Consider the following 12,770-nt stretch of genomic DNA (forward strand, 5'->3'; position numbering starts at 1 on the left):
CGCAATGCTTGTAGTGTCGGGCTGCCAGCAAACGCCCTCTGGTCGCTATTCACAATCTCAAGACTCAGCCCCCAAACATGTGGCAAAAGTTCCCGAGACGCTAGATGCTGTGCCTAAATATGAGGCATACAGATCTTTCAATCACAGACCATACGAAGTATTAGGCAAGCGTTATACGCCCATGCGCACAGGAAAAGGCTATGAAGCCACAGGGTATGCCAGTTGGTATGGGCAAAAGTTTCACGGCCACCTTACGTCCAATGGTGAAACCTACAACATGTTCGCCATGAGCGCGGCACATAAAACTCTGCCCTTGCCTTCGTTTGTGAGGGTGACAAACTTAGAAAATAACAAACAGGCGGTTGTTCGCGTAAACGATCGCGGCCCATTTCACGATAATAGAATAATAGATTTGTCTTACGCTGCTGCAGTAAAACTGGGCTATCACAGCAAGGGTACGGCGAAAGTGAAGTTGGAAGTCATTCATTTCGATGAAGACAATAACGTTACCGTTGGCAGTAGCCCTACGGTAAGCTATGACGAGTATTTAGGCATTGCGGTAGCATCTAACGCTATTGAAGACATGGACAGTAGCGAAGATTTTAACGAAACAATAGCTAGCACAACTACGAACAACTCGCCTGCTGTCAACACCACCACTTCTCAAAACACCAATGAAAGAAATCACGGCACTTTTATTCAAGTAGCGGCACTTTCCAATGCTGAAAAAGCAAAATCAATATCCCATGTTCTTTCGGCGCTTTATCAATTACCTGCTCACCTTCCTAGCAGTAACAATGTATATAAACTGCAGCTAGGCCCTGTAGAAGATGAAAAAACTCTCGAAGACGTGCTTCGGCAGCTTAAGCAAAATGGTTACCCTAATGCTTATGCAGTAAAACAACCACATTAATGAAGTGTTTACACTTATGAGCCTGTGATTCGTCCTGTAAGTTCTACTTTAATCGAAACTTTTTTGGTAAACCCTAGTCCTAAATGCAGCCTTACGATAGACTTCGTCACTATTGTAATCTTAAAGTACAATGACTATTCGCTATAGAATGGGTAGTCTTAGCGTCGGTAACGTCGGTCTAAGAGTAGCTGTAAACTCACTCGGATATAACTTGGTAAAAGAAAATAAAACCATGCTCAAAATAATTACACGCGCAAAAGCGCTTCCACTTTCATTTGCCTTTTTACTGCTTGGCGTATTTTTTCATGTTGCGCATGCCGCGGTTGTCATACCTCCCGCTCCCACGGTAGCTGCCGAAGGTTTTCTACTCACAGACTTTGAAACAGGTCATGTTATTGCAGAAAAAAATGCAGACATGCAGCTTGCACCGGCAAGCTTAACCAAAATCATGACTATCTATGTTATTGGTAAGGAATTACAAGCGGGCAATATCAGCCTTGATGATGAAGTCACTATTTCTGAAAACGCCTGGGCGAAAAAATTCCCCGACTCTTCGAAGATGTTTATTGAAGTAGGAACACAAGTTTCTGTAAGCGATCTGCTTCGCGGTATTGTTGTCCAATCGGGTAACGACGCTTGTGTTGCAATGGCTGAACACGTTGCGGGCTCTGAATCTGCCTTCGCCAGCATGATGAACGCACACTCTCAAGCGTTAGGTATGTCTGGTTCTAACTGGGTAAACGCTCACGGGCTGCACGACCCAAACCATTACACAACACCTCGCGACATGGCTGTGCTTTCAAGAGCGCTTATTGCAGAAACTCCTGAAATGTATGCGATATATAGTGAAAAGGAATTTACATTTAACGGTATTAAGCAATACAACCGTAATAGCTTACTGTGGGACAAGAGCCTAAACGTAGATGGTATTAAAACTGGCCATACTTCAGACGCTGGCTACAGCTTAATTACCTCAGCTGAACAAGGTGATATGCGTCTTATTTCAGTAGTAATGGGTACAGACAGCGAACGCGCGCGTAAAGTAGAAAATAAAAAGCTACTTAAGTACGGCTTCCGCTTCTTTGAAACGGTGACGCCCTACCAAGCGGGACAAAGCTTTGTTGCTCACAGAATTTACATGGGTGACAGAGAAACCGTAGACCTTGGAATTAATCAATCCACCCCCATTACCATCCCACGAGGGCAAACTGAAAACCTTGAAGCCAACTTTGAGCTGGATAAGAAGCTTGAGGCTCCGCTGGCGAAAGGACAAGTTGTTGGCAAGCTGTACTTACAGCTCGACGGTGAAGACGTGGCAAGCTACCCGTTGGTAACCCTTCAAGAAGTGAATGAAGGCAGTATGTTTAACCGCCTAAAAGATTACATAATGCTTCAAATTGGATTTAACGACGAATAAATATTTGCGTTAATCCCTAGTTATGAAGCGGCCAGATTTGTTACAATCTGGCCGTTTTTTTTAAAGATTCAACATACCGAGAATATCGCATGGATACCCGTTTCGACGAACTATTAGATTTTCCAACTCACCAAACCTTCAAGGTGATGGGCGTCGCTCATGAGGAACTTCCTCAGCAAGTTATTACATGCTTGCAAGAGCATGCTCCTGGTGATTATGTTCCCGCTATTAAACCGAGTAGTAAGGGTAATTATCACTCGGTGTCGATAAGTGTGAGAGTCACCAGCAAAGAGCATATGGAAACCATTTACACTGAGCTTGCAAAGCTTGAGTTGGTCAGAGTTGTACTGTAAGTGAATAACCAAGAAAAGTCTGCCGCTGGCGAGGTCATTATTCGACAGCTAGGCCGTCAGCCCTATCAGCCTATATGGCAGGCAATGCAGCGCTTTACCGATGATCGCGATAGCGACACCATTGATGAAATATGGCTGGTTGAGCACGACCCAGTTTTCACCCAAGGCCAAGCGGGTAAAGCGGAACACATACTCGTACCGGGTGACATCCCTGTTGTACAAGTTGACAGAGGTGGACAGGTTACCTACCACGGCCCCGGGCAACAAGTGATATACTTGTTGCTTAATATCAAGCGCAGAAAATTAGGGGTAAGACATCTTGTAACCGCTATGGAAGAAGCGGTAGTTGGCCTACTAGCCCAATATGATGTTGTGGCTTACCCAAAGCCAGATGCACCGGGTGTGTATGTAAACGAGCAAAAAGTTTGTTCTCTTGGCTTAAGAATACGTAATGGTTGCTCATTTCATGGGCTGGCGTTAAATGTTAATATGGATTTATCACCATTTCAGCGCATAAACCCATGCGGGTACGCGGGCATGGAAATGACGGATACCGCGCGACTTAACGGTCCGGATTCACTTGAACTGGCAGGCAATGAGCTAACACGCTTATTGTTAGATGCGCTTTCCTTTACGGAAACAACATATAAAGAAGGTTTTGATGAGTAACGCACGACCTAAGGCGGGGGTTAAACTCCGCGATGATGAAAAAGTAAAACATATTCCCGTCACTATTGTTCCTACTGAAAAGGAAGAAATGCTGAGGAAGCCTGAGTGGATTAAAATTAAGCTGCCTCGCACAACAGATAAGATTGATCACATAAAGAAAACGCTGAGAAAAAACAACCTGCACTCGGTATGTGAAGAAGCGAGCTGCCCTAACCTAGCAGAGTGCTTTAACCACGGCACAGCTACTTTTATGATTTTGGGTGATATCTGTACCCGTCGCTGTCCATTCTGTGACGTTGCTCACGGAAAGCCATTGCCCCCTAGTGCGGAAGAGCCCGAAAAGTTAGCGAAAACTATCGCTGAGATGAATCTTCGTTACGTCGTGATAACGTCTGTTGACCGCGACGATTTACGTGACGGCGGCGCACAGCACTTTGTAGACTGTATTAATGCTATTCGAGAGCACAGCCCTACCACAACGATAGAAGTGCTAGTACCAGACTTCCGAGGTCGAATGGACCGTGCACTAGAAATATTTAAAAATGGTGTTCCTGACGTGTTTAATCACAACCTTGAAACCATTCCTCGCCTTTATCGCGAATGCCGTCCGGGTGCGAACTATCAGTGGTCTTTAGATTTACTTAAAAAGTTTAAAGCTCAACATCCTGACATAAAAACCAAGTCTGGTTTGATGATGGGCATGGGCGAAGAAAACGAGGAAATTGAAGGCGTACTTAGAGATTTGCGAGCACATGACGTAGATATGCTTACACTGGGTCAATACTTACAACCTAGTCGTCACCATTTCCCTGTTAAGCGTTATGTTCATCCTACGGAGTTTGATGCCCTAGGTGAATACGCAAAACAAATTGGTTTCACCCATGCTGCATGTGGTCCCATGGTTCGTTCAAGCTATCATGCCGATCAGCAAGCGGCAGGCGTAGAAGTAAAATAGTACACGCTATTCTTTACAAGGCGGCCGCGTAACGCGAGCCGCCTTTTTTGTTTGCCCAGCGAAGCTGGCAAACCCGTCAGGTTGAAAGAAACCTGAATCACCCTGACTGAGGGGAAGATAATCCGAATGGCAAGGGCGTTGTTGGCCAACGGCAGGGTCTGAAGGAAGCCATAGGAAGTTAGAGGTACACAACGCAAGTGAACCTGATTCGGCAAGACAGGAGGGTAAGCGTGCAAAATAGCGCGAAGCCCGATACTCAGTCAGTCCTGTTTTGTGTTTGAGGGTGGAATTTCTAACAGGGAGCCAGTGCAGTAACTGGGGAAGCCTGGCATTGGATCCAATCAAATGGTTGGACGTATCGTTCAAGGAGTGATCCAAGAATGTTGCGAGTGTGAGGTGGCAGATGAACCCGTAGTAGTGAGTAAGGCTAGGCCGATGAAAGCCAGTAATGGTGTGGAGGGTAAAACCAAGCCGACTATCAGCATTGTGTTTGATAGGATCTATTTTAGCCAAAAGCTTAAATGGATTGCGAAGGGGGGAAGCAGACTTTAAGACTCTGATGAGTTGTGAGTTTTTTTATCATTGATACACAAGCCGCCAGATCAGCGGGACAAGTCGAATCGGTGCGCTAGGAATAGTGATGTCTGGTGAGACAGGCCGTATATGGGAAGTAATTGTAGTCAAATTTGGTAGATTGCCTCAGTGCTAGAACGCCAAACCCTGCAATGAAAGTTACCACAATGTTAGAAAATGAACGATGTCCATAGGGCGCACGATACTAGATTGCAAATTAGCATTGTGTCACTTAGCAAGTGATATGAAGTATGCAGGAGCCGTATACGAGGCCCGTACGTACGGTTCTGTGAGATGTATGGACTCCCTTCCCTGAAAGGGGTACGGTCTTAATTGTCAAATTAGCCAAAGGGGTCCATACATGATTAAGAATACAATTATTGCAATTGACCTTGCAAAGCATTCCTTTCAGGTTTGCAAGTTCAACAGTGACGGAAAAATTGATTATAACAAAGCAATGAGTCGTAAAGCATTGATAGCACTTCTGGGAAACCATGTGTCAGCGTTAGTGGCAATGGAAGCCTGTGGTGGCTCGAATTACTGGGCGCGTTTAGCGAGGCGGCATGGTCATCAAGTAAAAATCATTCATCCTCGCGCAGTAAAAGGGCTGCAATTAAAGCAAAAAACAGATAAAAATGACGCCTACGCTATCGGTATTGCGGCTCAATTACCTCATATAAACTCTTGTGGCATCATGGAGGAAGATGAACAGGGTCTTCAGGCCCTGGAGCGGGTGCGAATGCTGCAGTTGGAGCAAAGGACGGCGTTGGCAAACCAGATACGAGGACTGTTGACGGAATTCGGGATTGTGATAGCAAAGGGGTTAAATCATTTAGTCACTGCGCTGCCTGACATTTTAGAAGATGCAGAAAACGGCTTGCCGATGAATTATCGTCAGGCTTTGGCTGCGCAGTCACAAATGTTACAACTCTATACGACTCAAATAGAAAGTTATGACAGGCTCATAGCAGAACACACGCGGCATAATCCTGTTTGCCAGAAATTAAGTAAACTCGAAGGCGTAGGCCCTTTGATTGCTTTGGGGTTAACCGTTCGATTGGGAAATGCGACAGAGTTCAATACAGGCCGGGATGCATCAGCATGCATAGGTTTGACACCGAAGCAGCATTCGACCGGCGGTAAAGAGCGATTGGGACATATTTCTAAAAACTGTGCAGATAAAAGATTGCGAAGTTTGCTCTATCAGGGAGCAATGTCGGTAGTGAATAAAGCAGTATCCAGAGAGCCTAAGACTGTGAAAGAGCAGTGGCTGAAGGCGTTAGTTGACCGAAGGGGAAAGAAGGTTGCTGCCATCGCGTTAGCAAATAAAACGGTGAGAACCGCTGTTGCTCTAATAAAGAATAATGACGATTACAATCCGATACTGTTAGCAGCCTAAGAGTTAGTAAATCAACAAATTGCGAAAATAAATGGTAAGACCAACCAGCAGAATTCAGCCAGTCCTCTCAAGTGACTAAACACTGTGTGTGAGAATTGAACTGTTGGTGCGTATACATCGAAGGGCAGGAGTAGCTCTCCATTTAAAGCCCGTATATAAGAGCGCATCTACTACTAATTTTTCAAAAGATGTTGATTACTTCAGGGAGTCCATATAAGAGGGATGAGGCGCAAGCCTCACCCTACTCGATGTTTAAGCAGTGACAAAATTGATGCGACTGCTAGAATGCCTCTCAAATCTTAACCTTATCAGATATAAGGTCAGCAATGCGTAAACATATTTATATCGCCTACACGGGCGGCACTATCGGTATGAAGCCGTCTAATCAAGGCTATGTGCCAGCAGCAGGTTTTTTAACCGAAACGCTGGCTAAAATGCCCGAGTTTAATCGCAGCGAAATGCCACTTTTTACCATTCATGAGTACGATAATCTAATCGACTCGTCGGATATGGATCCCTCCGATTGGCAGCGGATTGCCGACGATATCGCTAATAACTACGATGATTACGATGGCTTTATCATCCTTCATGGCACAGACACCATGGCGTATACCGCCTCAGCCCTAAGTTTTATGCTGGAGGACCTTTCAAAACCAGTTATTGTAACTGGGTCTCAAATACCTCTGGCGGAGTTGCGTTCTGATGGACAGGTAAATTTGTTGAACTCACTGTTCATTGCAGCAAACTATCCCATTGCAGAAGTCGGTTTGTTTTTCAACAATCGCCTATTGCGGGGAAATCGCAGCCGCAAAGTTGATGCTGACGGATTTAACGCGTTTGACTCACCTAACTTTCCACCTTTGCTAGAGGCAGGGATCAATATTAGATTAAAGGCGGGCGAGTTAACCAAACATTCTGAAGGCAAGCTCACAGTGTCTAACGTGACTGCCCAACCCATTGGTATGGTAAGCCTATATCCCGGTATTGCGTCTGAAGTGATCAAAAATACGTTGCAACAACCGGTCAACGCGCTAATACTTCTCAGTTATGGCGTGGGTAACGCCCCGCAAAATCCAAAGCTTATAGAACAGTTACAATATGCTAAGTCGAGAGAGATCCCCGTGGTTAACTGTACTCAGTGCTTACGAGGACGTGTAAATATGGGCGGATATGCAACGGGCCATGGCTTACAAGAGGTCGGCGTGTTATCGGGCAGCGATATGACACCAGAGGCCGCGCTAGCAAAATTGCATTACCTGCTTAGTAAAGATCTTTCATTTGAACAAATAAATTTATTGCTCACCGCTAATTTACGCGGTGAACTCAGCGAATAAGGGTTGAAGTTTTGACACAAAGTTATTCAGGTGCATTGCGAAAAATGCGTACACACGCTAACGAAAATAATGAAGTTTGCTACGAGCTTCCCATCGGAGAGAGCGCTGTGGACGTTAATGCTCTCATTGGTCGTGAGATTACTCTGTCGTTCAGTAATGACATTCACTGCGTTCACTGCAATCGAAAAACCAAGAAAAGCTTTAATCAGGGTTATTGTTACCCATGCCTTATTTCACTTGCACAGTGCGACAGTTGTATAATCAAGCCTGAAAAATGTCATTATCACGAGGGGACATGCAGAGAGCCAGAATGGGGAGAAGCTCACTGCTTTAATGAACACTTTGTTTATCTGGCCAATACAGGCAACGTTAAGGTAGGTATAACGCGACAGGTTAGCGATACCATTTCTCCTCGGTGGATGGATCAGGGCGCAACCCAAGCTACTGTCATGCTTCGTGTGCCAGACAGGCTTACCAGCGGATTAGTAGAGACCCTGTGCAAGAAGCATATCGGTGACAAAACGAATTGGCGAACTATGCTGAAAGGCAAACCTGAAGACGTTAATCTGATTGATGTAAAACACGAACTTATGGAGAAAATATCTGCGGAGCTTGCTGAGATTCAGCAGGAAAAAGGCCTTCAAGCAGTATCAGAAGTGGAATCAAAAGTTCATCACATCAATTTTCCCGTAGAGACATACCCTGACAAAATAAAGTCTATTAACCTTGATAAAACACCAGACTTTTCTGGCGTTTTGCAGGGAATTAAAGGGCAGTATTGGATGTTAGACGGCGACCGAGTGATTAATATTCGCAAGTTTGCTGGCTACAATGTCACTCTTCAGGTGCTTTAACCTACAGCTGAGCCTTAGAAAGCAGTTATTTTCAAAACAATAGGCGCACTCTTGTGCGCCCTATTTCAGATTACAATCTGCTGAACCCTACTTCACAAAAACGCTTGAGGACTAAAGCGTGTTGCCACTAGCGGTACCTTTTTGAGGCAAAGATAAACGCGTTCTTAGTAGCGGTCGGCTTATGAGTTCCAGTGCTCGAAATACGCACTCGTGTCCCTTTCTGGCTTAGAAGCGGGTTCAAAAGCAGGCGTACCAAGATATAAAAAACCAACCAGTTCATCTTCTTCAGCCATGCCTAACCCGTCTTTCACTATTGGACATTGTGCATAGCTACCTGTGCGCCACATTCCGTTAAAACCTTGCGCTACCGCAGCCATTTGCATAGCCATAACGCCACAACTCGCTGAAGCAATTTGCTCAACCCGTGGCACTTTTTCATGCTCTTTGTATTGTGCAATAGCAACAATCACCATAGGCGCACGCAGTGGAAGTTGCGGTGCCCTATCTATCTCTTTTTGGCTTTTATCGTTTTCTATTGCAGATTGTTCAAAAAGCGAACCAAGCTTATCTAATCCTTTACCCTGACACACAACAAACCGCCATGGAGTGAGACAAGCATGGTCTGGTGCACGCAGTGCTGCTTGCATGATATTTTCCAGAGCTTCACCGCTAGGTGCAGGCTCCTTTAGGCGCGGTTGAGAACTTCGATTGAGTAGTAACGTTAATGCATCCACTTTTGGGCCTCCTTCTTCAAATACCATTAATGAGAATTAGCTTAGTAGCCTATTGGCTCATCGGCATTTTCATTTCTTAAAATCTTATGGTCATACTACGGATGACGTTTATAAAAGACCAGATTGTTATTCGTTTTACCTAGGGCGTATTGACCTGTAAATCTCGCTGTATCGTAATAGAATGTTGAAATATAAAATAGTGTGAAAAGAGAGGATATGCCGGTGAACAAGCCAAAAAACACAAAACCACAGTCTTCTACTCTTTCTCGCATGATGGCAAAGGGTCAGGCCAAAACGCGATACAAGCCTTCATCAGGTAAGCTGCTTATGCAACTTAGTGAAAACGATCACAAACGAATAGCGCTGCTTATCTCAAAATGGCTGAAAAGTGATGATAGAAAATAACACTCACCGCTTAGGCTTGTAATATCATCATAAAATTCAATCAAAACGCTACACACATATCCAAAACAGCAAGGATGAAAACATGAAAAAAATAGTGACAGGGTCATGCTCCCTACCATTGTTGGTACTGGCATTGTCTGTAAGTCTTATAGTGGGTTGTTCATCTGCAACCAATGAGACTGTGGCAAATTTAAGTAGAGAAACCGTCAAGGCCCGCTTAAACAAATTACCGTCATCACTTATCAATAGCGACTTATTCAATACGTCGGTTATTGAGCCTACTCAGTTATTCAATAATCTATATTTCGTCGGATATGTCAGCGTTGGCACTTTCGTCATAGACACCTCACAGGGTATTGTTCTCATTGACACCATGTGGACTCCCCATGATGCAGAAAACGTAATCGTGCCAGGTATAAAAAAGCTCGGCCTGACCCCTGAAGAAATTAAATACGTGATTATTACTCATGGTCATAGCGATCACTATGGGGGAGCCCATTACTTTGAAAACAAGTATGGCGCTGAAATTTTGATGCGCGATGAAGAATGGAGCTACATTCACGACCCAGAAGCCCCAGTGTTGACAGACCCCTTCGGTAATTTATCGACAGAAATCCCTTCTCCAACATCATACACTTCCGTTTCCGATGGACAGACAATGGTATTCGGAGACACTACTTTAACAATACTCGCTACACCGGATCATACACCGGGAGGAATGTCGTTAATTATGGAGGTCACAAACAATGGTGAGCCTCATACGGTGGCTTTATGGGGTGGTACTGGCCTGCCTGATACAAAAAAAGCGAATCAAAGTTACTTAAGTTCGCTAAACTACTTTCAGAAAGTCGTTAATGAAAGACAAGCCGACGTAACACTTTCGAACCATCCTTTTTCAAAGGACTTGATAAAAAATATGGATTTATTACGCAAACAACCAAGTCGCAAACCAAACCCTTTGGTAGTCGGCAACAAAAGACTTAATGACTATATAGACAGCGAACTTAGAGAGAGCGTCGAAGAGAAGTTATCTTCGTTTGAATAAAATGAGTGTGTAGGTTGCAACAAAGCCCTTATGAATGTAAGAAACCCAGACGAGCATCATCATTAAGCAGTGGTAACAAAAAATTACAATTAAGTTAGCGATCTTATACTAACAAGGTAACATAATACATAAAGCGTTAATGGGCGTTCCATTACTCGCGTTAACTAAAATTCTAAAAAGGTAGTGAAATATGGCGGCCAAAGGAAATTGGACTAAATCCTTATTTATTGGCTTGTGGACGGTACTTAACTTCACCCGCAAACTTTTCTTCAACGTAATATTTATTGTCATTTTTGTTGGCCTGGCAATTGCCATATTCAACCAGGATGGTGATAAGCTGACAGTGAAATCAAACAGTGCGCTGTATCTTTCGCTGAATGGGCAGCTGGTGATTGAGAAGGAAAGCGTCGATCCCTTTGAGCAGTTCTTACAAGAATCTTTAGGCAGCGAGCCAGAAAATCCTGAAGTGCTTGTGCGCGATGTTGTGGATGTTCTTGAAAACGCCGCAAAAGACAGACGAATTAAAGCACTTGTATTGGACTTAAAAGGTTTGACCGGTGGCGGGCTGGATAAACTGCGCGTTGTTGCTAACGCTATCCAATCGTTTAAAGCATCAGAGAAACCGGTTTATGCTATAGGCGATTACTATTCGCAAGACCAATACTACTTGGCTGCCCACGCCGACCACGTTTACTTAAACCCAATGGGTGGACTACTGCTTGAAGGCTATAGCCGGTACGGCATTTATTTCAAAGACCTGTTAGATAAGCTAAAAGTAACTACTCATATCTTTAGAGTAGGCACCTATAAATCTGCTGTAGAGCCCGTTATGCGTAACGATATGTCTGACGAAGCTAAGGAAGCGGAAAAACAGTGGTTAGACGGCTACTGGAAGCAGTACAAAGAAGACGTGGCTGCAGCACGCGGTATAGATGTTACAAATTTCGACGAGACTGCTAGTGAATTGCTTTCCAAGTTTGAAGCGGCAGGCGGCGACTTTGCTAAGTATGCGTTAGATAACAATTGGGTTGACGCCTTAAAAACTCGCGAGGAGGTAAGACAAGAGCTTATAGAGTTGGTGGGTGAAGACGACAATAAGCTGGGCGTGAATATCACTGCATTCAACACGTATTTGAAAGTGATTAATCCACCGATGCCTAAAATAGACAATGATATGGACAAGGTAGCCATTGTTGTCGCGAAAGGTACTATTTTGGACGGAAACCAAAAAGCCGGTGTCATTGGCGGTGATAGTACAGCAAGATTACTACGCAAGGCTCGACTAGATGACAATATCAAAGCGGTTGTGTTGCAAATAGACTCCCCTGGTGGTAGTGCATTTGCTTCAGAAGTTATTCGCCAAGAAATCCTACAGTTGCGCCAAGCAGGCAAACCGGTTGTGGCATCTATGAGCACCTACGCAGCATCTGGCGGTTACTGGATAGCAGCAAGTACCGATAAAATTATCGCAAGCCCAAGTACAATCACAGGCTCTATCGGCGTGTTCGGTATGTTCATGACCTATGAAAACTCACTCGACTATATTGGTGTGCACAGCGATGGTGTAGGCTCTACTGATATTGCAGGCCTGTCTCCAGCGCGCCCTCTCGCGCCAGAATTTGGTCAAATTCTGCAGCGCAATGTTGAAAACACCTATGGCAATTTCTTATCGTTAGTTGCTAACGCTAGAGACATGTCTGTGGAAGCGGTCGATAAAATTGCACAAGGCAGAGTTTGGATTGGTGAAGATGCCCTTGAACTGGGCCTTGTCGATGAACTCGGTGAACTTGACGATGCGGTAATTGCGGCGGCTGAATTTGCTGAGTTAGAAAGTTACGATAAAGTTTATGTTGAACGAAGCCTTTCTGCACAAGAGTTGTTTTGGAAAGAGTTCTTTGGCCAAGCCATGACCTTTGTAGGCAAATGGCAGTTTGCGAACAGCAACTCTGCACTAATAGGTGAATTCAAACGTGTCCTTGGTGAGTTCAATGCCATTAACGAGCTTAACGATCCAAAAGGCACTTACATCTTATGCTTGCCTTGTGACGTGAGATAGCACACGCGGGCTAGCAAAAAACGCCGTTTTATACGGCGTTTTTTATTGAGCGTCATACAACTT

The 12,770-nt window shown here is 44.5% G+C and carries 14 protein-coding genes; 12 read left to right on the plus strand and 2 right to left on the minus strand.

Going from position 1 to position 12,770, the window contains the following annotated elements:
- Positions 1 to 4 precede the first annotated feature (4 nt).
- The 5 genes from CW735_RS10215 to lipA all read left to right on the plus strand — a co-directional run bounded on the left by CW735_RS10215 (position 5) and on the right by lipA (position 4,307).
- Complete coding sequence (locus CW735_RS10215; RefSeq protein ID WP_232230589.1) at positions 5 to 913, plus strand: septal ring lytic transglycosylase RlpA family protein; 909 nt, start codon at positions 5 to 7, stop codon at positions 911 to 913.
- A 232-nt stretch (positions 914 to 1,145) separates the two neighbouring features.
- Positions 1,146 to 2,330 (plus strand): serine hydrolase, encoded by a 1,185-nt coding sequence (locus CW735_RS10220; protein ID WP_071981189.1) that lies wholly within the window; start codon positions 1,146 to 1,148, stop codon positions 2,328 to 2,330.
- Between the two features lie 89 nt (positions 2,331 to 2,419).
- Positions 2,420 to 2,683 carry a DUF493 family protein YbeD gene (gene ybeD, locus CW735_RS10225; protein WP_071979144.1) on the plus strand — a complete coding sequence of 88 codons (264 nt, stop codon included), beginning with the start codon at positions 2,420 to 2,422 and terminating at the stop codon, positions 2,681 to 2,683.
- An 84-nt stretch (positions 2,684 to 2,767) separates the two neighbouring features.
- Positions 2,768 to 3,352: a lipoyl(octanoyl) transferase LipB gene (gene lipB / locus CW735_RS10230; RefSeq protein WP_232230634.1), complete on the plus strand. Its 585-nt coding sequence runs from the start codon at positions 2,768 to 2,770 to the stop codon at positions 3,350 to 3,352.
- Positions 3,345 to 4,307 carry a lipoyl synthase gene (gene lipA, locus CW735_RS10235; RefSeq protein ID WP_071979146.1) on the plus strand — a complete coding sequence of 321 codons (963 nt, stop codon included), beginning with the start codon at positions 3,345 to 3,347 and terminating at the stop codon, positions 4,305 to 4,307. The genes lipB and lipA overlap by 8 nt, the downstream gene beginning before the upstream one ends.
- 6 nt (positions 4,308 to 4,313) lie before the next feature.
- On the opposite strand, the gene CW735_RS10240 is transcribed toward lipA, so the two are convergent.
- The gene (locus CW735_RS10240) at positions 4,314 to 4,652 is read right to left on the minus strand and encodes a hypothetical protein (RefSeq protein ID WP_157812680.1); all 339 of its coding nucleotides are present in this window, start codon (positions 4,650 to 4,652) and stop codon (positions 4,314 to 4,316) included.
- Here CW735_RS10240 and CW735_RS10245 point away from each other — a divergent pair, their 5' ends adjacent.
- The 4 genes from CW735_RS10245 to CW735_RS10260 all read left to right on the plus strand — a co-directional run bounded on the left by CW735_RS10245 (position 4,653) and on the right by CW735_RS10260 (position 8,467).
- Entirely contained in the window at positions 4,653 to 4,859 is a 207-nt protein-coding gene (locus CW735_RS10245; RefSeq protein WP_015068459.1) for a hypothetical protein, read from the plus strand.
- A gap of 382 nt (positions 4,860 to 5,241) precedes the next feature.
- Complete coding sequence (locus tag CW735_RS10250) at positions 5,242 to 6,279, plus strand: IS110 family transposase (RefSeq protein WP_100970721.1); 1,038 nt, start codon at positions 5,242 to 5,244, stop codon at positions 6,277 to 6,279.
- A 326-nt stretch (positions 6,280 to 6,605) separates the two neighbouring features.
- On the plus strand, positions 6,606 to 7,613 hold the full coding sequence (ansA, locus tag CW735_RS10255; RefSeq protein WP_071979147.1) for an asparaginase: 1,008 nt from the start codon (positions 6,606 to 6,608) through the stop codon (positions 7,611 to 7,613).
- Positions 7,614 to 7,624: 11 nt separating this feature from the next.
- Positions 7,625 to 8,467: a DUF2797 domain-containing protein gene (locus tag CW735_RS10260; protein WP_083595223.1), complete on the plus strand. Its 843-nt coding sequence runs from the start codon at positions 7,625 to 7,627 to the stop codon at positions 8,465 to 8,467.
- 179 nt (positions 8,468 to 8,646) lie between these two features.
- Here the strand turns inward: CW735_RS10260 and CW735_RS10265 are convergent, their stop codons facing one another.
- On the minus strand, positions 8,647 to 9,201 hold the full coding sequence (locus CW735_RS10265) for an NAD(P)H nitroreductase (RefSeq protein ID WP_071981190.1): 555 nt from the start codon (positions 9,199 to 9,201) through the stop codon (positions 8,647 to 8,649).
- Between the two features lie 222 nt (positions 9,202 to 9,423).
- Here CW735_RS10265 and CW735_RS10270 point away from each other — a divergent pair, with 222 nt between their 5' ends.
- The 3 genes from CW735_RS10270 (at position 9,424) to sppA (ending at position 12,707) form a co-directional block, all read left to right on the plus strand.
- Positions 9,424 to 9,606: a hypothetical protein gene (locus CW735_RS10270; protein WP_071981191.1), complete on the plus strand. Its 183-nt coding sequence runs from the start codon at positions 9,424 to 9,426 to the stop codon at positions 9,604 to 9,606.
- Between the two features lie 82 nt (positions 9,607 to 9,688).
- Entirely contained in the window at positions 9,689 to 10,651 is a 963-nt protein-coding gene (locus CW735_RS10275) for an MBL fold metallo-hydrolase (protein WP_100971965.1), read from the plus strand.
- A 190-nt stretch (positions 10,652 to 10,841) separates the two neighbouring features.
- The gene (sppA, locus tag CW735_RS10280; RefSeq protein WP_100971967.1) at positions 10,842 to 12,707 is read left to right on the plus strand and encodes a signal peptide peptidase SppA; all 1,866 of its coding nucleotides are present in this window, start codon (positions 10,842 to 10,844) and stop codon (positions 12,705 to 12,707) included.
- The last annotated feature ends 63 nt before the right edge of the window (positions 12,708 to 12,770 follow it).

The sequence above is a fragment of the Alteromonas sp. MB-3u-76 genome, from assembly GCF_002831605.1.
Taxonomy (GTDB): Bacteria; Pseudomonadota; Gammaproteobacteria; order Enterobacterales; family Alteromonadaceae; genus Alteromonas; species Alteromonas hispanica.